Raw genomic sequence first — 22490 nt, forward strand, 5'->3', positions numbered from 1 at the left:
CGCCAAAGGAGGTCCCCGCCGTCGGGCGTTTTATGGCGTTTATTCGGTGGCGCTAGCTGAGAACCGAGCGGTATACGTCCAGCGTGGTCTGGGTGATCGACTCCCAGGAGAAGTGCTCCTCGGCACGCTTCCGGCCGGCCTGGCCCATGGCCCGGGCACGGTCCGGGTCCGACACAACCTCGGTCAGGGCCGCGGCGAACTCGCTGACGAACTTCTCCGGATCCAAAGGCGTGCCGGTTCCGTCGGTCACCTGTTCGAGTTCCACCAGCAGGCCGGTCTCGCCGTGGTTGACCACCTCGGGGATGCCGCCGGTTGCGCTGGCGACCACGGCAGCGCCGCAGGCCATCGCTTCGAGGTTCACGATGCCCAGCGGTTCGTAGATGGAGGGGCAGGCAAAGGCGGTGGCGTGGCTCAGGACCTGGATCAGCTCGTTGCGGGGCAGCATGCGCTCGATCAGCACAACGCCGCTGCGCTGGCCCTGCAGCTCCTCGATCAGCCGGGCGGTCTCCGCAGCGAGTTCCGGCGTGTCCGCCGCGCCGAGGCACAGCACCAGCTGCACGTCCGCGGGGAGCTTGGCGGCCGCCCGCAGCAGGTAAGGGACACCCTTCTGCCGGGTGTTGCGGCCAACGAACACCACGCTCGGGCGGGCGGGGTCGATGCCCAGGGTGCGGATGACGTCGTCGTTTTCGTCGCGGTTCCACAGGCTGACGTCGATGCCGTTGTGCACCACCTTGACCTTGGCAGGGTCAACCTCCGGGTAGCTGCGCAGGATGTCCTGGCGCATGCCCTCGGACACGGCAATGATCGCTGCCGCCGCCTCGTACGCGGTCTTCTCCACCCATGAGGACAGCGCGTAGCCGCCGCCCAGCTGCTCGGCCTTCCACGGCCGCAGCGGCTCCAGGCTGTGGGCGCTGAGCACGTGCGGGATGCCGTGCAGCAGCGATGCCAGGTGGCCGGCCATGTTCGCGTACCACGTATGCGAATGCACCAGATCCGCGCCGGCAATGTCCGGGACGATGCGCAGGTCCACGCCCAGGGTCTGCACGGCGGCGTTCGCATCACCCAGATCCCCGGGCACCGAGTAGGAGGTCACGGTGGCGCCATGGTAGTCGGCGTCCCGGGGCGCGCCAAAGGCACGCACCTGAAGGTCGACATGATTGGCCAGCACCCGGCTCAGCTCGGCAACGTGGACGCCCGCGCCGCCATAGATTTCCGGCGGAAATTCTTTAGTCACAATGTCTATTCGCACGTTACCCAAGGTAGTCGTTACGGTTGAACTGTTCTAGTGTGAAGAAAGTCCGGACAAACCGGATTTTTTGGGGAGTTACGAAGGCGTACAGGAGCGACCATGCCGTTAACGAAGAAAGTCCTGGCCATTGTCCTCGCGGGAGGCGAGGGAAACCGTCTTATGCCGCTGACGGCAGACCGGGCGAAACCTGGCGTGCCTTTTGCCGGCAGCTACCGCCTGATCGATTTCGCGCTGTCCAACCTCGTCAACTCCCGGTACCTGCAGATCGTGGTCCTGACGCAGTACAAGTCCCACAGCCTTGACCGCCACATCTCCGAAACCTGGCGGATGTCCACGCAGCTGGGCAACTATGTCGCCTCCGTTCCGGCCCAGCAGCGCGTCGGCAAGAGCTGGTTCCTTGGCAGCGCCAACGCCATCTACCAGTCCCTGAACCTGATCCACGACGCCAATCCCGACATCGTCGTCGTAGTGGGCGCCGACCACGTTTACCGCATGGACTTCGCCCAGATGGTTGAGCAGCACGTCCTGAGCGGCGCGAAGGCCACCGTTGCCGCTGTCCGCCAGCCCCTCAACATGGCCAACCAGTTCGGCGTCATCGAAGTGGACCCCGAAGACCCCCAGAAGATCGCCGCCTTCGTCGAGAAGCCCGCCTCCACCCCCGGGCTGGCCGCAGACCCCACCCAGTTCCTGGCCTCCATGGGCAACTACGTCTTCGACGCCGACGCCCTGGTTGATGCGCTCCACGTTGACGCCGAGCGGCTGGACACCAAGCACGACATGGGCGGGGACATCATCCCCTACTTCGTGAACCAAGGGCAGGCCGGCGTTTACGACTTCACCCTCAACGACATTCCCGGCTCCACCGAACGGGATCGGACGTACTGGCGTGACGTAGGCACCATCGACTCCTTCTACGAAGCCCACATGGACCTGATCTCGCCGCTGCCGGTGTTCAACCTGTACAACTCCGAGTGGCCCATCTACACCCGCCAGAGCATTTCCCCGCCGGCCAAATTTGTCCGCGGCGACAACAACACCGTGGGAACGGCGCTCGATTCGATCGTGGCCAGCGGCGTCGTCATCTCCGGCGGCATCGTGGAAGGCTCCGTCCTGTCCAACGACGTCTACGTCGGTGCGGCGAGCCGGGTCATCGACTCGGTCCTCATGGACAAGGTGCAGATCGGCGAAGGCGCTGTGGTGCGCCGGGCCATCATCGACAAGAACGTCAAGGTCCCTGCCGGCGCTGCCATCGGCCTCGACCCGGAGCTGGACCGCGCGCGCGGTTTCAAGGTGACGGATTCCGGCATCACGGTCCTTTCCAAGTACCAGGCCGTCCCGGAACCGGACGAGGCCGAGCGTGCACTGTCCGCGGCCAACCTGCATTTGGTCCCCGATGCCGTGAGGGCCGCCACGGAGAATTGGCCCGAGGTCCGCAACTCGGTCGAACAAGTGGGCAAGGTGCAGGCTGCCGCCGTCGGCGTGGACTCCCCGACGCAGCAGGCAGTCCGTTCCTAATCCCTCTTCGAGCGTTTTCCTTGAGGCAGGTCTGACCCTCCACAGGCTGTAAAATCAGATCAATGAGCTCCGCCGATCTGACGCCTGAAGAGATTCAGGCCTGCCTCAAGGTTTTGAACACCATCCACGTCTACGACGAGGAGCACCCCGACTACGTCTCGGTGCGCCGCGCCACCGGCAAAATGTTCAAGGCCGTCAAGCGGCACCGCCGCGTCACCAAGCGCGATTTGATCGCGGAAGCGGACCGCGCCGTGCTGGCCCAGACGGCCACCGCAGCGCCCGACAGGATCGACGACGAGACGCGGGGCAACAAGCTCGCCCCGTCCGCCACGGGAAATGTTGCCGGCCACCTCATCAGGTCCAGGCCCTGCTACATCTGCAAGCAGCACTACACCCAGGTGGACGCCTTCTACCACCAGCTGTGCCCCGAGTGCGCGGCGTTCAGCCACTCCAAGCGCGATGCCCGCACCGACCTCACCGGCCGGCGTGCCCTGCTGACCGGCGGCCGCGCCAAGATCGGCATGTACATTGCGCTGCGGCTGCTGCGCGACGGCGCGCACACCACCATCACCACCCGTTTCCCCAAGGACGCCGCGCGCCGCTTTGCCGCCATGGAGGACAGCGGGGAATGGCTGCACCGCCTGAAGATCGTGGGCATCGACCTCCGCGACCCGTCGCAGGTCATGGCCCTCACCGATGACCTCAATGCCGCCGGCCCGCTGGACATCATCATCAACAACGCCGCCCAGACGGTGCGCCGCTCCGGCAACGCCTACAAGCCGCTCGTCGACGCCGAGGACGAGCCGCTCCCGGCCGCCCTGGAGGCAGCCAACGGAGGCCCGGAACTGGTCACCTTCGGCCACGCGCACGACAAGCACCCGCTCGCCATTGCCAGCAGCGTCACCGAGCACCCGGTCCTGGCCGGCGATGCCGTCACGTCGCTTGCGCTGTCCACCGGTTCGGCGTCCCTGGAGCGGATCGCCGCCGGAACGGCCATCGACGCCGGCGGCCTGGTCCCGGACCTGGCCACCATTAACAGCTGGACGCAGGTGGTGGACGAGGTGGACCCGCTGGAGATGCTCGAGGTGCAGCTGTGCAACGTCACCGCTCCGTTCCTGCTGGTCAGCCGGCTGCGCGATGCCATGAAGCGGTCCACCGCCCGGCGCAAGTACATCGTTAATGTCTCCGCCATGGAGGGCCAGTTCTCCCGGGCCTACAAGGGACCCGGCCACCCGCACACCAACATGGCCAAGGCGGCCCTGAACATGATGACCCGTACCAGCGCGCAGGAGATGCTGGAGGCCGACGGGATCCTCATGACTGCTGTCGATACCGGTTGGATCACCGACGAACGCCCGCACTTCACCAAGGTCCGGCTGATGGAGGAAGGCTTCCACGCGCCCCTGGACCTGGTGGACGGCGCGGCCCGGGTCTACGACCCCATCGTGATGGGCGAAAACGGCGAGGACCAGTACGGGGTGTTCCTGAAGGACTACAAGGCCAGCCCCTGGTAAACAGCGCTCTGGCAGGTCGGGTAGCTGCGGCGTAGGCTCTGGTCCATGACCAACGTGCAGCCCGTCGAGGCATCCCACGAGTCCGTTGAACGTCTGGATTCCAGCCAGTGCTGGCACCTGCTCCGGCAGGTTTCGGTCGGCAGGCTGGCCGTCTGGGTGGATGACCACCCAGACATCTTCCCGCTGAACTACACCGTGGACCACGGCACGCTGGTATTCCGCACGGCTGAGGGCACCAAACTTGGTGGCGCCGTCGGGGAATCTCCGGTGGCACTGGAAGCCGACGGAGTGGATGCCGAATCGGGGATGGCCTGGAGCGTGGTTGTCAAGGGAAAAGCGGGGGCGCTCAAGAGCACCGAGGAAATCCTCGATTCGGCCTCTCTCTACCTGTTCCCGTGGCAGGCAGGGCAGAAGGACCACTTCATCCGCATCACGCCGGACTCGATCACCGGCAGACGGTTCAAGGTCACCGCGCCGCTCACCTGGTGGACCCAGCTCAGCGGCGCGGTGAAAGCCTCGCCGGAGTGACCTGCCGTAGCTCTGGCCCCGACCGCAGGCTTAGGCCAGGCGGGTGATCTCCACGCTCACGCTCAGGTTCGAGCCGCCGCCGCCGGACAGGATGCCCTTCAGCGGAGGCACGTCCCGGTAGTCGCGGCCGCGGGCCACGGTCACATGGAAGTCCCCGGCCGGCTTGTGGTTGGTGGGGTCCCAGCTGCGCCATTCGCCGTCCCACCATTCCAGCCACGCGTGGGACTGGCCGGCCACCGTCTCGCCGATGTCCGCCGTCGACCGCGGGTGCAGGTAACCCGAGACGTACCGTGCGGGGATACCGCAGCTCCGCAGTGCGCCGATGGCGAGGTGGGCCAGGTCCTGGCACACGCCCTGGCGCTGGGTCCAGGCCTCCTCGGCATTGGTCGTTACGCCGGTGCTGCCCTTCATGTAGGTCATCTCGCCGCGCATCCAGGCGAAGATGGCCATGGCTGCCTCGTGCGGGTTCTTGCCTGCAACCACGCCAGGGATGATGCCGAGGACCTCTTCCCCCGGGCCGGTCAGCTGTGACTGCGGGACCCAGTCGCTGAACTGGTTCAGCGTCTCGGGGGAAGCGAGGTCGTCCCAGCCCACGATGTCAGCCTCCGACGGCACACGCACCGCCCGGTGGACCTCCACCGTGGTGGTGGCCAGGACCTCCAGGTGCTCGTGCGGCATCTGCATGTCGAACGCGGTGACCCGGGTGCCCCAGTAGTCGCGGTAGCTGCTGACCGCAGCCTGCGACGGCGTGACCTTCATGGAGGACTCCAGCACCACCTGCTGCGGGTCAGTCAGCGGGGTCATGCGGGCCTCGTTGTAGGACAGCGTGACGCGCCGCTTGTACTTGTAGCCGGTCCTGTGGACGATGCTCAGCCGGGTCATGAAACTTCTCCCACCCAGGCCAGTTCATCCGCCTGATTGAAGTACTTACGGGAAATGGCGTCGGACGCCTGCGCAACGGCCTTCTGCACGCGCTCCATGTGCTCCGGAAGCTCGGACATGAGGTCGTCCGTGCGGTGGAACTCCAGGAAGGTACGGGCCTGGCCCACAATCCGGCGGGCGTCGTTGATGAAGCCAACCCGCTGGGCCGAGGGGTCCAGCTTCGCCAAGCAGTCGTCGGCGTCCCGCAGGGCGTACACGATGGAGCGCGGAAACAGCCGGTCCAACAGGAGGAACTCGGCCGCGTGCTGGTCGCCGAAGGCGGCCCGGCGCGTCCGCAGGAAGGATTCGTAGGCGCCGGCGCAGCGAAGCATGTTCACCCAGGACATGCCTGCGGAGAGGACGTCCCGCGTGGAAAGCATCCGGGCAGTCATGTCGGCCCGCTCGAGTGAACGGCCCAGCGCCAGGAAGAGCCAGCTATCGTCGTGGCTGACGGTGGTGTCGGCCAGGCCGCTGACCATGGCGGTGCGCTCAAGCACCCAGTGGCAGAAGCGGTAGGTGCCCACCACGTCCTTGCGGTGCTGGTTCAGCCCGTAGTAAGTGGTGTTCAGGCTCTCCCAGAGGCCGGAGGAGACCGTTTCGCGGGCGCGCCGGGCGTTTTCGCGGGCAGCGCCGAGGGACCCTGCAATCGAAGTGGCGCTGTGCTTGTCATAGGCGAGGGCGTGGAGCAGTTCCTCCAGCCCGAAGTCCTCGCTCTGCGGGCGGGCGCCCATGACCCCGAGCAGTTCGCGGGCAACGCTGCGCCGCTCCTCCGTGGGCAGGTGGTTCAGGCGCTCCAGGTGCACGTCGAGGATGCGGGCTGTGCCGTCGGCACGTTCAACGTAGCGGCCGATCCAGAACAGGGATTCGGCAATTCGGCTAAGCATTCGCGGGTACCTCCTGCGCGTCAGAAATCTGCTGCTGCTGCTGTTCCGACTGCCGGTCGCGCCAGTTGCTCTCGACCGGCCACACGGAGACCCGCTCCCGGACGGTGACGGACTGCCGCGGCAGCCGCTCCACCGGCACTTGCGGCGAACCCGCCAGCACCCAGGTGTCCTTCGACCCGCCGCCCTGGCTGGAGTTCACGATCAGTGACCCTTCCTTCAGTGCCACGCGGGTGAGCCCGCCGGGCAGCACCCAGACGTCGTCGCCGTCGTTGACCGCGAACGGCCGGAGGTCGACGTGCCGGGGGCCGAACTTGTCGCCGCTGAGCGTCGGCACGGTGGACAGCTGCAGCACCGGCTGCGCGATCCAGCCGCGGGGGTCGGCAATGATGCGCTTGCGCAGCGCGTCGAGTTCTTCCTTGGACGCGTCCGGGCCGATCACCAGGCCCTTGCCGCCGGAGCCGTCCACGGGCTTGACCACGAGCTCATCGAGGCGGTCCAGGACGTGCTCGCGGGCTTCCTTCTCCTCCAGCCGGAAGGTGTCCACGTTGGCGATCACCGGTTCCTCGCCGAGGTAGTAGCGGATCAGGTCGGGTACGTAGCTGTACACCAGTTTGTCGTCCGCCACGCCGTTGCCCACCGCGTTGGCGATGGTGACGCCGCCGGCGCGGGCGGCGTTGACCAGGCCGGGGCAGCCCAGCATGGAGTCGGAGCGGAACTGCAGGGGGTCGAGGAAATCGTCGTCGATGCGCTTGTAGATGACGTCCACGCGCTGCTCGCCGGCAGTAGTGCGCATGTACACGCGGTTGCCGCGGCAGATGAGGTCGCGTCCCTCCACCAGCTCCACACCCATCAGGCCGGCCAGGAGCGTGTGCTCGAAGTAGGCGCTGTTGAAGACGCCGGGGGTCAGCACCACCACGGTGGGGTCATCCACGCCCGACGGCGCCGTCTTGCGCAGGGCGGAGAGCAGCCGGCGCGGGTATTCCTCCACCGGGCGGATGAGCTGCTGGCCAAAGGCTTCCGGGAGGCCCTTTGCCATGGCCCGCCGGTTTTCCAGCACGTAGCTCACGCCGGACGGCACACGGACGTTGTCCTCCAGGACCCGGAACGTTCCCTCGGCGTCCCGGACCACATCGATGCCGGAGATGTGCACCCGAACCCCGCCCGCTGGTTCGAAGCCGTGCACGGCGCGGTGGAAGTGCGCGCTGGTGGTAATCAGCTGGCGCGGGATCACGCCGTCGGACACCACGGTCATCTTGTCGTAGACGTCCTTCAGGAACGCCTCGAGCGCCCGCACCCGCTGGGCGACGCCGCGTTCCAGCACGTCCCATTCACGGGCGGGGATGACGCGCGGCACGATGTCCAGCGGAAACGGGCGCTCCTCCCCCGCGAAGTCGAACGTCACGCCGCGGTCCAGGAACGTCCTCGCCATCGAGTCCGCCCGCGCGCTGACGTCCGCCAGGGACAGCTGCCGCAGCGCGCCCGCAACCTGGCCGTACGACTGGCGTGCCTTTTGCCCGGGGGCAAACATCTCGTCGTAGGCGCCGGTGCGGCCGGCAGCCTCGGAGTAATCCTGGAATAGGTCAGACATGGTCATTAGCCAACCACCTTTTTGTTGCGAATTCATTTCCCGTCCCAGCCCTGGCGTGTTGGCGGGACTTCCGGTTGGTCTTTGGCGTCGACGTCCGGCAAGGTTGTGAGGTGCCAGACTTCCGACTCCCGCCGCCGCTGCTGGCGCAGTTGCGCAGGATGACGCATCAGAACCTTACCCGGAATCTGCCCGGCCTGCTGACCGCCGTCGTCGCCCTGGCCTTCGCGTTCGCCATCCATGGCGCCGTGCCCGCCCTTCCGGCCATGACCCTGGCCGTGGTCCTGGGCCTGCTGGCAGCCAACCTTCCCGGCACGGCCGTGTGGACGGCCGGGCGTGCCCGGCCCGGGCTGGACTTCGCCGGCAAGCACCTGATGCGCGGCGGCATCGTGCTCCTGGGGCTGAAGGTGAGCCTCTCGGACGTGCTCGGCCTCGGCTGGCTGGCCCTCCTGCTCATCGCGGCGGTGGTGGTGGCCAGCTTCGCCGGCACCTACGGGATTTCTCGGCTGTTCCGGCTTCCGGCCGATACTGCCCTGCTGATCGCCACCGGCTTTTCCATCTGCGGCGCCTCGGCGATCGGCGCGATGGCCGCGGTGCGGCGGATCAGCCACCGGGACACGGTCCTGCCCGTGGCCCTGGTGACGCTGTGCGGGACGCTGGCCATCGGCGTGCTCCCGCTGCTGGTCCATCCGCTGCATCTGGGCACCGAGGCCTTCGGTGCGTGGACCGGTGCCTCCGTCCACGACGTCGGGCAGGTGGTGGCCACGGCGCAAACCGCCGGTCCGGCGGCACTGGCCCTCGCCGTCGTCGTCAAACTCACCCGGGTGATCCTCCTGGCACCCATGGTGGCCATGGCCGGGGCAGAGCAGCGGATCCGGCACCGCCGGGAAGCCGGTGGCCGGGCCGGCGGACCTGCAGGGGGCAAGCCTCCGCTGGTTCCGCTGTTCGTCGTCGGATTCGTGGCCATGGTGGCGCTGCGCTCCAGCGGCTGGCTCTCCGCCGGGTGGCTGGAGGCGGCGGCCGGCCTGCAGGACGTGCTGCTGGGCGCCGCCCTCTTTGGCCTCGGATCGGCGGTGCGCATCCGCACCCTGCTGCACACCGGGGCGCGCGCCGTGCTCGCCGCCCTGGCGGCCTGGCTGCTGATTGCGGTCCTCGGGTTGGCTGCCGCGCTGCTCATGGTTCAGTAGAGCCCATCGTTCATCTGCGCTCGTGATTCAATAGTCCGGTGTCGAATCAGAACCTCCAGCGCAACGAAGCGGCAGAGCGGTCCGCCCTCATCACCACCCACAGCTACGACGTCTCACTCGACGTCCGCAACGCACCGGATCCGGACGCCCGCGGGTACACCAGCCGCAGCACCATTTCGTTCTCTGCGGCGCAGCCCGGGGCCTCCACCTTCCTGGACTTCATCGCCGGAGACGTGCACAGCGTGGTGCTTAACGGCGCGGAACTGCCGGTCCGCGACGTGGTGGACGGCGCACGGATCCGGCTGGAGAACCTGCAGGCCGAGAACGAGGTGACGGTCACCGGAACGGCGCTCTACAGCAGCTCGGGCGAGGGCATGCACAGGTTCTTCGACCCGGCCGACGGCCAGTGCTACCTCTACACCCAGTACGAGCCGGCCGATGCCCGCCGCGTTTTCGCCAACTTCGAACAGCCCGACCTCAAGGCCCGGTTCACCTTCTCCGTCACCGCCCCGGCCGGCTGGGAGGTGGCCTCCAACGGAGCCGTGGCGGCGCGCCTGCCCCTGGCGGAGGACACCGGGGCCTCCCGCTGGGACTTCGCTCCCACCCTGCCCATGTCCACCTACATCACGACTGTACTGGCCGGGCCCTATTTCAAGGCCGAGGACCATTGGAGCGGGACGGACGACGGCGGGACCCGCCTTGATGTGCCACTGGCACTTTACTGCCGGGCGTCCATGGCGCCCTCGTTCGACGCCGCCGAGCTGTTCCGGCTCACCAAGCAGGGACTCGGATTCTTCAACAGGCTGTTCGCCTACCCCTATCCGTGGGGCAAATACGACCAGGCCTTCGTGCCCGAATACAACCTCGGGGCAATGGAAAACCCCGGCCTGGTCACCTTCACGGAAGACTACGTGTTCACCTCGCGGGCCGCCGATTCCCAGTACCAGGGCCGCGCCAACACGCTGCTGCACGAGATGGCGCACATGTGGTTCGGCGACCTCGTGACCATGCAGTGGTGGGACGACCTGTGGCTGAAGGAGTCCTTCGCGGACTACATGGGCACCCTCGGCGTGGACCGCGCCACGGACTGGGACACCGCCTGGGTCAACTTCGCGAACAAGCGCAAGGCCTGGGCCTATGTCCAGGACCAGTTGCCCACCACCCACCCGATCGTCGCCGATATCCCGGACCTCGAGGCGGCAAAGCAGAACTTCGACGGCATCACGTACGCGAAGGGCGCCTCGGTCCTGAAGCAGCTCGTGGCGTACGTTGGCTTCGACGCCTTCATTGCGGGTGCCCGGCAGTACTTCAGGGACCACGAGTACGGCAACACCAGGCTGGCGGACCTGCTGGCTGCGCTGGCCGAGTCCTCCGGCCGGGACCTCACCACCTGGGCCAGGCAGTGGCTCCAGACGTCCGGCATCTCGACGCTGAGCACCGAACTGGAGACCGCTGAGGCGGCTGACGGGACGGCCGTCCTCGAACGGGTCGTGCTGCTGCAGGACGCTCCCGATCCCGTCACCGGGCGGCAGGAGCCGCGCCCGCACCGGCTGCGCGTCGGGCTGTACAACTTCGACGCCGACGGGGCGCTGGTCCGCACTGATTCCGTGGAAACCGACCTGGCCGGAGGTACCCAGGAAATAACCGCCCTGTCCGGGAAGGCCCGGCCAGCCCTGTTGCTGGTCAACGACGAGGACCTCAGCTACGCCAAGGTCCGGCTCGACCCCCTCTCCGAGGCCACCATCCGTTCCTCGCTGGACCGCATCGCCGACCCCATGGCCCGCGCCCTGAGCTGGTCCGCGCTGTGGAATTCGGCCCGCGACGGCATTACGCCCGCTTCGCAGTATGTGGACGCTGTGCTCCGCTTTGCTGCCGCCGAGTCCGGCATCGGCGTCCTGCTGAACATCCTGGGCAACGCCACCATGGCCCTTGAGCAGTACGTGCCGGCCCGGGGCCGCGAAGCCCTGCGGAATTCCTTCGCCGAGGGCGCGGCACGGGAACTGTACGCAGCGGAACCCGGCTCGGACCAGCAGCTTGCCTGGGCCAGGACGCTCGCCACGGTCAGCCGGACTGACGGCAGCCAGACGGCACTGCTCCGCGGCCTGCTGGACGGCGGCGAGCGGGTGCCCGGACTGTCCGTGGACGCGGAACTCCGCTGGAGCCTGTGGCATGCGCTGGCGGCCCGGGGCCTGGCCACCGAGCAGGAGCTCGACGCCGAGCTGGCGAGGGACACCACGGCTTCCGGCCGCGCCGGACACGCCACGGCCCTGGCCGCCCGGCCCGAGGCAGCGGTCAAGGCGGCAGCCTGGGACGCCGCAGTGCGCGGGACGAAGCTCTCCAACCAGCTGCTCAGCGCGACCATCGCAGGTTTCAACACAGCCACCGAGGAGCTCCTGGACCCGTTTGTGGAGCCCTACTTCGGATGCCTGGAAACGGTGTGGGCGGAGCGGAGCATCGAAATCGCCAGCCGGATCGTCCGAGGGCTGTACCCGTCCGTCCGGGACCTGGGCTCGGCCACCACCCCGGAGGACCATCCCGTGGTGGCACGCACCGACCGCTGGCTCTCAGAGCACGCGGACGCCCCGCGTGCCCTGCGCCGGATCATCATCGAGCAGCGCAGCCACCTGCACCGGTCACTGGCGGCACAGGCTGTGTCGGTGGAGGCCCCGTCGGTTGCTCCATAAGTGCCCTTTTGACCTCTCAGAAGGGCAGTTACGGAGCACTCGATGGGGGGTCTCTAGGGGTTCAGGGGACCCGGTGGAGCCACGCGTCCGTGCCGAACTTTGACGCGACGCGTTGACGGGCAGTCTCCAGTTCCTGGTCCGTGATTTCCGACGGTGTGGCCCCGTAGCGCTCGGCGAACACCTCCATCATGGCCGCCACGATTTCGGCCCGGGCCAGGCCTGTCTGGCGGCGCAGTGGGTCCACGCGCTTCTTGGCGCTGGTGGTCCCCTTATCCGAGAGCTTTTCCTTGCCGATCCGGAGCACGTCCACCATTTTGTCGGCGTCGATGTCGTAGCTCATGGTCACGTGGTGCAGCATGCCGCCGTTGGCCAGCCGCTTCTGGGCCGCCCCGCCGATCTTGCCCTGGCCGGTGGCGATGTCGTTGAGCGGCACATAGAAGGCGTCGATGCCGAGCTTCTTCAGGGCGGCCATCACCCACGCGTCGAGGAAGGCGTAGGAGTCGGCAAAGCTGATGCCGTCCACGAGCGTCTGCGGCAGGTAGAGCGAGTACGTGATGCAGTTGCCCGCCTCCATGAACATCGCTCCCCCGCCGCTGATGCGGCGGACCACCGTGATGCCGTGCCGGGACACGCCCTCGGGATGCACCTCATTGCGGTAGGACTGGAAGCTGCCGATCACCACGGACGGTTCCTCCCAGTCCCAGAAGCGAATGGCGGGGTTGCGGCGGCCGGCGCCGACCTCCTCGGTGAGCACCTCGTCCAGCGCCACATTCAGGTGCGTGGGCAGCACAGCGGGCGCGATGATGCTCCAGTGGTGGTCCGTCCACGCGGTGGCCTTGGCCAGCGCCCTGCGGACGGTGATGGCCACGGCGTCGGCCGAGAAACCGAACAGCACGGCGTCCTCCGGGAGGGAGGCCTCCACGGCGGCGGCGATGTCGGCCGCCGTCGAATTTTCCGGCAATCCTTCCAGGGCGGCGTTGATGGCCAGGAGGGCCTCGTCCGGTTCGAGGAAAAAGTCGCCGCTGAGGGAAACGTCCGTGAAGGCGCCGTCCACGACGTCGAGGTCCACCACCACGAGCTTGCCGCCCGGGACCTTGTACTCGCCGTGCAGCCCCCGGGCCGCCCTCCCTGTTGCAGAACCTGGCGTGGCAGTCATGCCTTCCATCCTGCCCCACAAACGCGAAAAGCCCGCACCGTTGCCGGTGCGGGCTTTCCAAAGAACCTTGGGGGAAGTGAATTACTTCTTGCCGCCGAAGCCCTTGAAGCGAGCGTTGAAGCGCTCGACGCGGCCAGCGGAGTCCATGATGCGCTGCTTGCCCGTGTAGAACGGGTGGGACTCGGAGGAGATTTCGACGTCGATGACCGGGTAGGTGTTGCCGTCTTCCCACTCGATGGTCTTCGAGGAAGACACGGTGGAGCGGGTCAGGAACTTCGTGCCGGAGGCCAGGTCGTTGAAAACAACAGCTTCGTACTTCGGGTGGATATCAGACTTCATAATGGGACCTTTTGTTCACGCAACTGGATTTTGCCAGTTGCCAGGTATGAATGGGATGGCTTCCGTCCGCGCTTCGGCCAGCCGAAAGGCCGGCGAAAATCACAGGGGAACCAGCTATCAATCATAGCGGATGGCGGAGGAACTAACGAACCTGCCGTTCCGGCGAGTTCAGGCCCGCGGCCGCAGCTCCCAGAATGCGACGGCTGACGCCGCCGCCACGTTGAGCGAGTCCACGCCCGCACGCATCGGGATCTTCACGGCGAGGTCGACAGCGGCCAGCGTGTCCGCGCTCATGCCGGCACCTTCCGTGCCCAGCACCAGGGCGAGCCGCTCCGGGTTGCTCGCGGCCAACTGGTCCAGGTCCACGGCCTCCTCGGTGAGCTCCATCGCCGCCACCGTGAAGCCCTGCTCCCTAAGGAGAGTGAGGTCCTGCGGCCAGCTGTCCAGCCGGGCCCACGGCACCTGGAAGACGGTGCCCATGCTGACGCGGACGCTGCGGCGGTACAGCGGATCGCCGCAGCGGGGCGAGACCAGGACGGCATCCACATCCAGCGCCGCCGCCGACCGGAAGATGGCGCCCACATTGGTGTGGTCCACGATGTCCTCCAGCACCGCCACGCGGCGGGCGCCGGCCAGCAGTTCCGGCAGCGGGACCGGCGCAGGGCGGTGCATGGCCGCCATGGCACCGCGGTGGAGGTGGAACCCGGTGATCTCCTCCAGGAGGCCGGCGCTGCCGATGTACGCGGGAACGTCCGGATACTTCTCGAAGATGTCCGCGAGGTCCGCAACCCATTTTTCGGCGAGGAAGAAAGAGCGCGGCCGGTGCCCGGCAGCGAGGGCGCGCCGGAGGACGCGCGAAGATTCGGCGATGTACATGCCCTCGGCGGGTTCGCGGAGCTTCCGGAGGTGCACGTCCGTCAGTTGGGTGTAGTCGGAGACGCGCGGATCAGCGACGGACTCGAGATAGTGGAAAGTCACCGGGCTGTCATTCCTATAAACACAGGCATTTCGATAGGCGTAAACACAGGCACTTCGATAAGCGCTTGCACTTCGATCAAATGCATTCAGTCATCACTTGAGCAGGTTCGCGACCAGGAAGCCGAGCGCCACGAGGCCCAGGGCAAAGATGACGCCGCGCAGAACGGGTGGGGACAACCTGCGGCCAACCTTGGCGCCGGCGAGGCCGCCGATGAGGGAGCTGACGGCGATGATTGCCACCACCGCCCAGTTGATCCGGTCGAAGGCAAACAGCAGATAGGACGCGGCCGCGATCAGGTTCACGCCCAGCACCAGGACATTTTTCATGGCGTTGGCGTTCTGGATGGTGCCCGTCATGAACACGCCGAGGATGCCCACCAGCAGGATTCCCTGGGCCGCGACGAAGTATCCGCCATACACGCCGGCGAGGAAGACGAGGACCACCAGCAAAACGCCGTGGTGCTTGTCCCGCAGGGCATGCTCGGGGTTTTCCTCGCGGTTCCGCACCCATTGCTGGAGCCTGGGCTGGAACACCACCATCAGCAGGGCCAGCACAATGAGCACCGGCGCCGCGTAATGGAAGACCTTTTCCGGCAGGTGGAGCAGGAGCCAGGCTCCGCTGATGCCGCCCAGCAGGGACGCCGGGAGCAGCCGCAGGAGCTGCCGGCCGCGGCCCTTCAGCTCGCGGCGGTAACCCCACGCGCCTGCTGCGCCGCCGGCGACGAGGCCCATGGCGTTGCTCATGGAGGCCGTCACCGGGGCGATGCCCAGGGCGATCAGCACCGGGAAGGTGACGAGGGTTCCGGACCCGACGACGCTGTTGATGGTGCCGGCCCAGAGGCCGGCGAAGAACACAAGGATGCCGCTGAAAAACTCCACGCTGTGCCGACCGCCCCGCTAGCGGCGGGCGGTTGCCGTGTAACGGCCGGCGTTTACCGCGACGTCCAGGGGCAGGCCGAAGGTCTCGCTCAGGTTGCCCGAGGTGAGGACCTCTTCGACCGGCCCGGCAGCCACCACTTCGCCGTCGCGCATCAGCATGGCGTGGGTGAAGCCCGGCGGGACTTCCTCAAGGTGGTGGGTGACCAGCACGATCGCCGGGGCGTCCTCGTCCATGGCCAGCTGGCTAAGGCGGTGCACAAGGTCCTCGCGGCCGCCCAGGTCCAGGCCGGCGGCGGGCTCGTCGAGCAGCAGCAGTTCGGGGTCCGTCATCAGGGCCCGGGCGATCTGCACGCGCTTGCGTTCACCCTCGGAGAGCGTGGAGAACTTCCGGTTCAGGAGCGGCCCCATGCCCCAGTCGTTCAGGAGGGCGAAGGCGCGGCGTTCGTCGTCCTTCTCGTAGCCTTCGCGCCAGCGGCCGGTCACGCCGTAGGCGGCGGTGACGACGACGTTGAGCACTTTCTCGTACTCCGGGATCTGGTTGGCCAGGGCCGCCGAGGAGAGGCCGATCCGCGGCCGCAGTTCGAAGACGTCCACCTTTCCGAGGCTTTCGTCCAGGATGCCGGCAATACCGCTGGTGGGGTGGAGCCTCGCAGCAGCGATCTGCAGCAGAGTGGTCTTGCCGGCGCCGTTGGGGCCAAGAATGACCCACCGCTCGCCTTCCCTGACCTGCCAGTCCACCTTGCTCAGGAGCGTTTTGGCTCCGCGCACAACGCTGACGGCGGCCATTTCAAGAACATCACTCATAGAAGTAGACACTAGGACAAAACACGGTGCGACTGATAACCGGTAACTCCAGTCGTCGGCACGCCCTCCACGTTTATGACACTATATGCGTATGAACGCAGATAAGCAGGCTTGCAGGCTTGACGTCGACAGCCAGTACGTGGAGCTCGCGGTAGAGATCTTCGCCATGCTGGCGGACGCCACCCGGGTGCGGATCATCATGGCCCTGCGCGAGGGTGAGATGGCCGTGGGAGCGTTGGCCGAGGTGGTGGGCAAGTCGCCGGCGGCCGTGTCCCAGCACTTGGCCAAGATGCGGCTGGCGCGAATGGTCTCCACCCGCCAGGACGGGACCAGGGTCCTCTACCGGCTCGAAAACGAGCACGCACGACAGCTCGTCGCGGATGCGATCTTCCAGGCCGAGCATGCGCTCGGCGGACAGCCGGCGCACCACCGCATGAATGGAGCCGCATCGTGAGCGACCGGACTGTGCGTGACGGGACGCAGGCCACCGGGCTGCCCATAAACGGAAGCGCCGCGGACTACGAGCATCATGAGCATGACCACGATCACGGTCATGACCATAAGCAGGAGGGGCATCACGAGCACGGGCATAACCACGGCCACGGGCACAAGCACCACAAGGGGATGAAGGGCTGGCTTTTCGAGCTCTTCGTCCCGCACACCCATGATGCCGCCGACTCGGTCGACGACGCCCTGGAGGCCAGCGCACAGGGCATCCGGGCGCTGAAAATCAGCCTGTTCATGCTCCTCGGGACGACGGTCCTGCAGTTCCTTGTCGTTCTGGTGAGCGGTTCCGTCGCGTTGCTGGCTGACACCATCCACAACTTTTCGGACGCCCTGACCGCCGTTCCGTTGTGGATTGCGTTCATCCTGGGCCGTCGGGCGGCCACCCGCCGTTACACGTATGGCTTCGGCAGGGCCGAGGATCTGGCCGGGCTGTTCATCGTCGCCGTCGTCGCACTGTCAGCGGTACTGGCGGCGTGGCAGTCGGTGGACCGGCTGATCCACCCCCAGGCGCTCCAGAACCTGGGCTGGGTCATGGGCGCAGGGCTGATCGGCTTCGCCGGAAACGAGGCAGTGGCAATCTACCGCATCAGGGTCGGGCGCCGGATTGGCTCGGCGGCGCTGGTGGCCGACGGCGTGCACGCCCGCATGGACGGCTTCACATCCCTGGCCGTGGTGGTTGGCGCCGGCGGCGTCATGCTCGGCTTCCCCCTGGCGGACCCGATCGTGGGCCTGCTGATCTCGGCGGCCATCATCGTCCTGCTGTGGGGAACTGTCCGCAGCATCGGCCGCCGGCTGATGGACGGAATCGAGCCGGAACTCGTGGACAGCGCCCGCTGCACCCTGGAGGACACGCCCGGAATCATTGGCGTGAAGCGCGTGCAGCTCCGCTGGGTCGGTCACCGCCTTCAGGGTGCGGCCACCATCGCCGTCGACGACACCAGCCTTCGCCTGGCTGAACAGACCATGCAGGAGGCAGCGCACCGGCTCCGCCACGCCCTGCCCAAACTCGACGAGATGGTCCTTACGCCGACGGCCGCCAGTCCCCGGACGCCATAGCTTCACAAATTCCCTGCCTCTTGTTACGCCGCGGTGGTCCAGTCACGGTGGCGCTGTGGCCCAGTGGCGCCAGGTGCGCTCGCCGGCTGGAGCACCCGCGTCAGCTGGCGCTCGCTTCATTCGGCGCGCGCTAAAGGGTCCGCGCCCGGCCGCGATAGCGCCGGACAGCGTCGGCGTTGCCGCACCGGGCTGAGCAGTACGTACGGTTTCCGCCGCGGCTGGTGTCGGCGAATACGCGGCTGCAGTCCCGCCAGGCGCAGACGCCCAGCCGCTCACCCGCCGCCTCGGTCATGAAGATCGCAAGCCCGCCGGCGGTGACCGCACGCACCCTTTCGGCCAGGGTTTCGCCGGCGTCCGCGAAATGAAGATGCGGGAGCATGTCGTCGTGGGTGGTCAGGAATACGCGCCGCACGCCCTCGGCCAGCAGGGCGTTGACCGCCGCGCAGCGGTCCGCCTGGTCCTCGGCTGCGAAGACCGTCCGCAGCCGGACGGCCCACTCCCGCATTTCGTCCTGGTTCGCGGGTGTGATCCGGGGTGAGCGGAACATGTGCGTTGTCAGGAGATCCTGCAGGGCGGCACTGCCCCACGGGCCGTCGGCGAGCATGTTGACGAGCGATTCCGCCAAACGCACCCCGTGCATGTTGTCATGGTTGAACTGCATAAACCCATGACATCACAGTTGTCCTGTGGAGGTTTTCCACGACGAGCACCAGCCCGAGGGGACCACCCGACTTGACCAGCACCGCCGAAGCAAGCCGTTCCACCCAGCGCCGCATCGTGCGTACCCTGTCGATCGCACAGATCTTCTCGGGCCTGGGCAACGGCTCAACCCTCGCCCTGGGCTCCATCCTGGCCGTTGACCTGTCAGGGTCCGAAGCGTGGGCCGGGTCCGTCAACACAGCCCTCACCCTCGGCACCGCGGCCACGGCGATTCCGCTCTCCCGGCTGGCCCTGCAACGGGGTCGCCGTGTGGCCCTCACCACCGGCCTGGCCGCGGCGATCGCCGGCACTTTCCTGATGGTCACCGCAGTGACCGCGCAACTGTTTGTGCTCCTGCTTGCCGGATCCTTCCTCGTTGGTCTGGCTTCGGCGGTCAACCTGCAGGCCCGCTTCGCTGCGACGGACCTGGCCGAGCCGGCCCACCGGGGACGGGACCTCTCCCTGGTGGTGTGGGCGATCACCATCGGCGCCGTCGCGGGACCCAACATGGTCTCCCCCGGAGCCGTCCTGGCTGGCTGGCTGGACATTCCGCCTGCTGCCGGTCCCTTCCTGATCTCTGCGTTGGGGATGGTGGTTGGCGCTGCGATCGTGGCGCTGTCCCTGCACCCGGACCCGCTGCTGACCCGCCGCGCCCTCGACGGGGCGGACGTTCTGCCTGCTTCCAGGCTCTTCGACACCTGGCGTGAAGGCTGGCGGACCGTGAAACGGCACCCTACCGCCCGCGGAGCCGTCGTAGCGGTCATTGCGGCCCACGCGGTCATGGTCGCCGTGATGTCCATGACACCGCTGCACATGCAGCACCACGCCGGACACGCGGCCGGGAATGCCGACACCATCGCACTGATCGGCCTGACCATCTCCCTGCACATCGCGGGGATGTATGCCCTGTCGCCGCTGATGGGCGTCCTTACTGACCGCCTTGGGCCACACGCCACCGCGCTGGCGGGCCTGCTCACCCTGCTCGCGGCTGTGGCACTGGCAGGGCTGGCGTCCCAGAGCATGGGAGCGGTCACCGTTGGCCTGATCCTTCTCGGGCTGGGCTGGTCGGCAACCACCGTTGCCGGTTCCACCCTGCTCGTGGCTTCCCTCACACCCGCTGAACGCGTCCCGGTCCAGGGGTTCTCGGACGCCACCATGTCGCTGGCCGCCGCGGTGGGAAGCGCGGCAGCGGGGCCGGTCATGGGCCTGACCGGCTACTCCGGCGTCAGTGCCTTCGCGGCTGCAGTAATCGCGGCCGCAGCCGTGGCGTTGCTACGCCTGCGCGTCCGGCGCTGACGCGTCTGCCACCACCAAAGTGTCCTGCGTCCGGACGTCGCCCGTTCCGGTGCGCGGTTCTGCCCTACCGTGCCGCGCTGCGTCTGCGAACACCGCGACGGCTGCCACGGCGAGGGTCACCCCGCAGGACGCCACGACGTCGGTAAGCCAGTGATAGCCGAGGTACAGCCGGCTCAAGCCGACCAGTGCCGTGAGTGCAAAGGCGGCACAGAACCCAAGTACCGCCGTCGTACGTGTTCCCGAACGGGATAGCACGAGGTAGGCGAGCACAACGGAGAATACGCCGATGCCGACAGTGTGCCCCGACGGGAAGGAAAGTGCGTCGTCGGGACCGAGCAGGAAATCAGAGGACGACGGCCGGGACCGCCCAACCGCTTGCTTGATGAGGGTTGTCAGCACAACGGCCAGCACCATGGCACCCATGAGGACCGCCGGGCGCCACAGCTCCCTCTTCCACAGCGCCCACGCCAGGGCAAACGCCCCTCCGATGACGCTCAGCGTTTCCGGCGATGTCACGGTGGTCAGGGCCGCCAGCAGAACGGTGGCCGCGGGATTCCGGGAATCCACCATCAGGCTGTGCACAGGACCATCCAGGGCGGCCAGCCCCGAATCTGACTGGACGGCAGCGAACATGAGCCAGAAAACAGCGTCACCGGCCACCAGGAGAGCCCCGGCCCAGCAGAAAAGAACCTGCTGCGACGCCCTCAGCAAGGGCGCCGGGCGCAGGCGGGCAATCAAGGCAAAGAGCATCCGGCCATTCTGCCGGACCGGCCTCCGGGTTGGCCGGACGTTTGCTGGGAGCCGGGTGGGGACTGATTCCATGCAACGGATTCGGGAGGCGGCGCTGCGCTGGCTAAGATTGCAGCCATGACTTCGAACGTGACTGCGGTCAGCTATGGCCTGAAACTGTCCCCCTCGGAACCGGAAAACCTGCGGTCCTTGCTGGCGGACTCCGGTGCCAGCTTCGGAGAAGCTGCCAGCACAGGCGACGGACGCTTCGAGGTCTGCACCGTGGACTTTTCCGTGCCGTCCGGCTCTGCCGCGGACATCGCCGGCCTGCGGCACGCGGTTGCCGCCGCGAAGGAGAACGCGGAGCGGGCCGGCGTGGACACCGCCATCGTCCCCGCGGAACTGCGGAAGGCCGAGCGCAAGCTGCTCATCATGGACGTCGACTCCACCCTGATCCAGCAGGAGGTCATCGAGCTCCTCGCCGCCTATGCCGGAAAGCGCGACGAAGTCGCTGCCGTTACGGAAGCCGCCATGCGCGGTGAACTCGACTTCGCGCAAAGCCTGCACGCCCGCGTGGCCGTCCTTGCGGGGCTGCCGGCCGCCGTCGTCGACTCGGTCCGCGCAGAAGTGAAGCTGAGCGAGGGTGCCGCGGAGCTGGTGGCCGCATTCAAGGCTGCGGGCCACGCCGTTGCGGTGGTATCCGGCGGCTTCAACCAGATCCTGCGCCCCATCGCCGAGGACCTCGGCATGGATTACTGGATCGCCAACGAGCTGGAGATCGTGGACGGGGCCCTGACGGGCAAGGTCCTCGGGGCTGTGATTGACCGTGCAGCCAAGGAAAAGTACCTCCGCGAATGGTCGGCCGCCGAGGGCATCGTGTTGGAGCACACCATCGCAGTGGGCGATGGCGCCAACGACCTGGACATGCTCGGCGCCGCGGGCATCGGCGTGGCCTTCAACGCCAAGCCCGCCGTCCGTGCCGTGGCCGACGCCGCCATCAACATCCCGTACCTCGACGCGGTGCGGCACATCGCCGGCGTCTGAACATCCGGAACTAGAAGCCCGACGGCGGCGTGAACTGGCTTGCCGTGAACACGGCCCCGCCGGGGTCCCGGATCAGGGCGGTCCGTGTCCACTCGGTCTCGTCCTGCGCCAGGACGTGGCCGCCCAGGCGCTCCGCCTCCTGCACCGCCCGGTCACGGTCCGCGACGGTGAAGGTGACATGCCAGTGCGGCCGCTCGCCAGGGGCGGTAGGCGCAAGCCAGCCCACTGCGTCGGCGAAACCTGTGGGGACCGCGTCCCCGGATTGGCGGGCCCGGATATCCGGGTCGACGGTGGCTTCCAGATGGTCGCCGTAGCCTGGACGGCGGATCATGGTGCCGAAGTCGAGACGGTCAAATTGCCAGCCGAAGGCCCTGGCATAGAAGTCCGCGGCAGCATCCGTGTCCGCGGTATGGAGGTCGCTGAAGTTCCAGCCGCCCGGCACGTTGACCGCCTGGGCGCCCGGCCGCTCCGCCGGCTGCCAGATGCGGAACTCCGCCCCCTCGGGATCGGCCAGCGCGGCCCACACGCCGCCAACGCCTGTATCGGCAGGAGCCGATTTGAGAGTGGCCCCGGCTGACAGCAGATGACGCACTGCGGCGTCTGCATTCTCGACTCCGATGTACGTGTTCCAGGCGGGGACGCCGTGGGGGCCGGTGCCGAAACCGGTGATGGCGCCTGTCTCCTGGCCGCCGAGCCGGGCGATTGCGTAACTGCCAGTGTCCCCGGGTGGCGCCGTGCCGGCGTCGAACTCCCAACCGAGCAGTCCCCCGTAGAACTTCGTGGCCGTTCCCACGTCCGGCTGTTGGCTGTCCACCCAGCACGGCACGCCGGCCGGATAGCTCCGCTTCGCTGCTGCTGCATCGTCTGCCATGGCTATGACCCTAGGCGCCCCAGGCCGGCCGGACAACGCCTGCGCGGCCCGATTTGTGTACTGCT

At 67.5% G+C, this 22490-nt stretch carries 21 protein-coding genes; 9 read left to right on the forward strand and 12 right to left on the reverse strand.

Annotated features, from left to right (window positions below):
- Window positions 1-52: 52 nt before the first annotated feature.
- On the reverse strand, window positions 53-1249 hold the full coding sequence (gene glgA, locus ACFQ50_RS18900; protein ID WP_377997173.1) for a glycogen synthase: 1197 nt from the start codon (window positions 1247-1249) through the stop codon (window positions 53-55).
- A 99-nt stretch (window positions 1250-1348) separates the two neighbouring features.
- Here glgA and glgC point away from each other — a divergent pair, with 99 nt between their 5' ends.
- From glgC to ACFQ50_RS18915, 3 genes are all read left to right on the forward strand, one after another.
- Complete coding sequence (gene glgC / locus ACFQ50_RS18905) at window positions 1349-2764, forward strand: glucose-1-phosphate adenylyltransferase (protein ID WP_377997174.1); 1416 nt, start codon at window positions 1349-1351, stop codon at window positions 2762-2764.
- A 62-nt stretch (window positions 2765-2826) separates the two neighbouring features.
- A complete protein-coding gene (locus ACFQ50_RS18910; protein ID WP_377997175.1) occupies window positions 2827-4278 on the forward strand; it encodes an SDR family NAD(P)-dependent oxidoreductase in 1452 nt (483 codons plus the stop codon).
- A gap of 45 nt (window positions 4279-4323) precedes the next feature.
- Window positions 4324-4806, forward strand: coding sequence for a pyridoxamine 5'-phosphate oxidase family protein (locus ACFQ50_RS18915; RefSeq protein WP_377997176.1), 483 nt, complete (start codon window positions 4324-4326; stop codon window positions 4804-4806).
- Between the two features lie 30 nt (window positions 4807-4836).
- On the opposite strand, the gene ACFQ50_RS18920 is transcribed toward ACFQ50_RS18915, so the two are convergent.
- Genes ACFQ50_RS18920 through ACFQ50_RS18930 form a run of 3 tightly spaced genes read right to left on the reverse strand, consistent with a single transcriptional unit; the run spans window position 4837 to window position 8199 of the window.
- Window positions 4837-5688 carry a transglutaminase N-terminal domain-containing protein gene (locus ACFQ50_RS18920; protein WP_377997177.1) on the reverse strand — a complete coding sequence of 284 codons (852 nt, stop codon included), beginning with the start codon at window positions 5686-5688 and terminating at the stop codon, window positions 4837-4839.
- Entirely contained in the window at window positions 5685-6611 is a 927-nt protein-coding gene (locus ACFQ50_RS18925; RefSeq protein ID WP_377951025.1) for an alpha-E domain-containing protein, read from the reverse strand. Before ACFQ50_RS18925 ends, ACFQ50_RS18920 begins: the two co-directional genes overlap by 4 nt.
- Window positions 6604-8199, reverse strand: a complete 1596-nt coding sequence (locus ACFQ50_RS18930; protein WP_377997178.1) for a circularly permuted type 2 ATP-grasp protein — start codon at window positions 8197-8199, stop codon at window positions 6604-6606. Before ACFQ50_RS18930 ends, ACFQ50_RS18925 begins: the two co-directional genes overlap by 8 nt.
- Before the next feature lie 158 nt (window positions 8200-8357).
- On the opposite strand from ACFQ50_RS18930, the gene ACFQ50_RS18935 reads away from it, so the two are divergent.
- Together ACFQ50_RS18935 and pepN are read left to right on the forward strand one after the other, a co-directional pair.
- Window positions 8358-9383, forward strand: coding sequence for a YeiH family protein (locus ACFQ50_RS18935; protein ID WP_377997206.1), 1026 nt, complete (start codon window positions 8358-8360; stop codon window positions 9381-9383).
- 38 nt (window positions 9384-9421) lie between these two features.
- Window positions 9422-12067 carry an aminopeptidase N gene (gene pepN, locus ACFQ50_RS18940; RefSeq protein WP_377997179.1) on the forward strand — a complete coding sequence of 882 codons (2646 nt, stop codon included), beginning with the start codon at window positions 9422-9424 and terminating at the stop codon, window positions 12065-12067.
- 61 nt (window positions 12068-12128) lie between these two features.
- Here pepN and ACFQ50_RS18945 read toward each other — a convergent pair whose 3' ends face one another.
- The 5 genes from ACFQ50_RS18945 to ACFQ50_RS18965 all read right to left on the reverse strand — a co-directional run bounded on the left by ACFQ50_RS18945 (window position 12129) and on the right by ACFQ50_RS18965 (window position 16223).
- Window positions 12129-13223 carry a biotin/lipoate A/B protein ligase family protein gene (locus tag ACFQ50_RS18945; RefSeq protein WP_377997180.1) on the reverse strand — a complete coding sequence of 365 codons (1095 nt, stop codon included), beginning with the start codon at window positions 13221-13223 and terminating at the stop codon, window positions 12129-12131.
- 81 nt (window positions 13224-13304) lie between these two features.
- Window positions 13305-13562, reverse strand: a complete 258-nt coding sequence (locus ACFQ50_RS18950; RefSeq protein WP_003802336.1) for a type B 50S ribosomal protein L31 — start codon at window positions 13560-13562, stop codon at window positions 13305-13307.
- 168 nt (window positions 13563-13730) lie between these two features.
- A complete protein-coding gene (locus ACFQ50_RS18955) occupies window positions 13731-14540 on the reverse strand; it encodes a TrmH family RNA methyltransferase (RefSeq protein WP_377997181.1) in 810 nt (269 codons plus the stop codon).
- Window positions 14541-14633: 93 nt separating this feature from the next.
- The gene (locus ACFQ50_RS18960) at window positions 14634-15419 is read right to left on the reverse strand and encodes a sulfite exporter TauE/SafE family protein (RefSeq protein ID WP_377997182.1); all 786 of its coding nucleotides are present in this window, start codon (window positions 15417-15419) and stop codon (window positions 14634-14636) included.
- A gap of 18 nt (window positions 15420-15437) precedes the next feature.
- On the reverse strand, window positions 15438-16223 hold the full coding sequence (locus tag ACFQ50_RS18965; RefSeq protein WP_377997183.1) for an ABC transporter ATP-binding protein: 786 nt from the start codon (window positions 16221-16223) through the stop codon (window positions 15438-15440).
- A 91-nt stretch (window positions 16224-16314) separates the two neighbouring features.
- Between ACFQ50_RS18965 and ACFQ50_RS18970 the strand changes: the two genes are divergently transcribed.
- Together ACFQ50_RS18970 and ACFQ50_RS18975 are read left to right on the forward strand one after the other, a co-directional pair.
- Complete coding sequence (locus ACFQ50_RS18970; RefSeq protein ID WP_377997184.1) at window positions 16315-16677, forward strand: ArsR/SmtB family transcription factor; 363 nt, start codon at window positions 16315-16317, stop codon at window positions 16675-16677.
- Window positions 16678-16847: 170 nt separating this feature from the next.
- Window positions 16848-17786: a cation diffusion facilitator family transporter gene (locus ACFQ50_RS18975; RefSeq protein ID WP_377997207.1), complete on the forward strand. Its 939-nt coding sequence runs from the start codon at window positions 16848-16850 to the stop codon at window positions 17784-17786.
- Window positions 17787-17916: 130 nt separating this feature from the next.
- Here ACFQ50_RS18975 and ACFQ50_RS18980 read toward each other — a convergent pair whose 3' ends face one another.
- On the reverse strand, window positions 17917-18447 hold the full coding sequence (locus ACFQ50_RS18980; protein ID WP_377997185.1) for a CGNR zinc finger domain-containing protein: 531 nt from the start codon (window positions 18445-18447) through the stop codon (window positions 17917-17919).
- A 71-nt stretch (window positions 18448-18518) separates the two neighbouring features.
- Between ACFQ50_RS18980 and ACFQ50_RS18985 the strand changes: the two genes are divergently transcribed.
- Window positions 18519-19781 carry an MFS transporter gene (locus tag ACFQ50_RS18985; protein WP_377997186.1) on the forward strand — a complete coding sequence of 421 codons (1263 nt, stop codon included), beginning with the start codon at window positions 18519-18521 and terminating at the stop codon, window positions 19779-19781.
- On the opposite strand, the gene ACFQ50_RS18990 is transcribed toward ACFQ50_RS18985, so the two are convergent.
- Window positions 19758-20531: a phosphatase PAP2 family protein gene (locus ACFQ50_RS18990; RefSeq protein WP_377997187.1), complete on the reverse strand. Its 774-nt coding sequence runs from the start codon at window positions 20529-20531 to the stop codon at window positions 19758-19760. The two genes, ACFQ50_RS18985 and ACFQ50_RS18990, sit on opposite strands and share 24 nt — an antisense overlap.
- Before the next feature lie 117 nt (window positions 20532-20648).
- On the opposite strand from ACFQ50_RS18990, the gene serB reads away from it, so the two are divergent.
- Window positions 20649-21554, forward strand: coding sequence for a phosphoserine phosphatase SerB (gene serB, locus ACFQ50_RS18995; protein WP_377997188.1), 906 nt, complete (start codon window positions 20649-20651; stop codon window positions 21552-21554).
- A gap of 10 nt (window positions 21555-21564) precedes the next feature.
- Here serB and ACFQ50_RS19000 read toward each other — a convergent pair whose 3' ends face one another.
- Entirely contained in the window at window positions 21565-22425 is an 861-nt protein-coding gene (locus ACFQ50_RS19000; RefSeq protein WP_377997189.1) for a VOC family protein, read from the reverse strand.
- Between the last annotated feature and the right edge of the window lie 65 nt (window positions 22426-22490).

This window comes from Arthrobacter sp. NPDC056493 (assembly GCF_042795115.1).
Taxonomy (GTDB): domain Bacteria; phylum Actinomycetota; class Actinomycetes; order Actinomycetales; family Micrococcaceae; genus Arthrobacter.

Bases quoted from the DNA above. Each gene is read 5' to 3' on its own strand.
- ACFQ50_RS18920 (WP_377997177.1), bottom strand. From the start codon at position 5,688: ATGACCCGGCTGAGCATCGTCCACAGGACCGGCTACAAGTACAAGCGG.
- ACFQ50_RS18970 (WP_377997184.1), top strand. From the start codon at position 16,315: ATGAACGCAGATAAGCAGGCTTGCAGGCTTGACGTCGACAGCCAGTAC.
- ACFQ50_RS18980 (WP_377997185.1), bottom strand. From the start codon at position 18,447: ATGCAGTTCAACCATGACAACATGCACGGGGTGCGTTTGGCGGAATCG.
- ACFQ50_RS19000 (WP_377997189.1), bottom strand. From the start codon at position 22,425: ATGGCAGACGATGCAGCAGCAGCGAAGCGGAGCTATCCGGCCGGCGTG.
- ACFQ50_RS18935 (WP_377997206.1), top strand. From the start codon at position 8,358: ATGACGCATCAGAACCTTACCCGGAATCTGCCCGGCCTGCTGACCGCC.
- ACFQ50_RS18945 (WP_377997180.1), bottom strand. From the start codon at position 13,223: ATGACTGCCACGCCAGGTTCTGCAACAGGGAGGGCGGCCCGGGGGCTG.
- ACFQ50_RS18950 (WP_003802336.1), bottom strand. From the start codon at position 13,562: ATGAAGTCTGATATCCACCCGAAGTACGAAGCTGTTGTTTTCAACGAC.
- ACFQ50_RS18910 (WP_377997175.1), top strand. From the start codon at position 2,827: ATGAGCTCCGCCGATCTGACGCCTGAAGAGATTCAGGCCTGCCTCAAG.
- glgC (WP_377997174.1), top strand. From the start codon at position 1,349: ATGCCGTTAACGAAGAAAGTCCTGGCCATTGTCCTCGCGGGAGGCGAG.
- ACFQ50_RS18915 (WP_377997176.1), top strand. From the start codon at position 4,324: ATGACCAACGTGCAGCCCGTCGAGGCATCCCACGAGTCCGTTGAACGT.
- ACFQ50_RS18925 (WP_377951025.1), bottom strand. From the start codon at position 6,611: ATGCTTAGCCGAATTGCCGAATCCCTGTTCTGGATCGGCCGCTACGTT.
- ACFQ50_RS18930 (WP_377997178.1), bottom strand. From the start codon at position 8,199: ATGTCTGACCTATTCCAGGATTACTCCGAGGCTGCCGGCCGCACCGGC.
- ACFQ50_RS18990 (WP_377997187.1), bottom strand. From the start codon at position 20,531: ATGCTCTTTGCCTTGATTGCCCGCCTGCGCCCGGCGCCCTTGCTGAGG.
- ACFQ50_RS18975 (WP_377997207.1), top strand. From the start codon at position 16,848: ATGAAGGGCTGGCTTTTCGAGCTCTTCGTCCCGCACACCCATGATGCC.
- ACFQ50_RS18965 (WP_377997183.1), bottom strand. From the start codon at position 16,223: ATGAGTGATGTTCTTGAAATGGCCGCCGTCAGCGTTGTGCGCGGAGCC.
- serB (WP_377997188.1), top strand. From the start codon at position 20,649: ATGACTTCGAACGTGACTGCGGTCAGCTATGGCCTGAAACTGTCCCCC.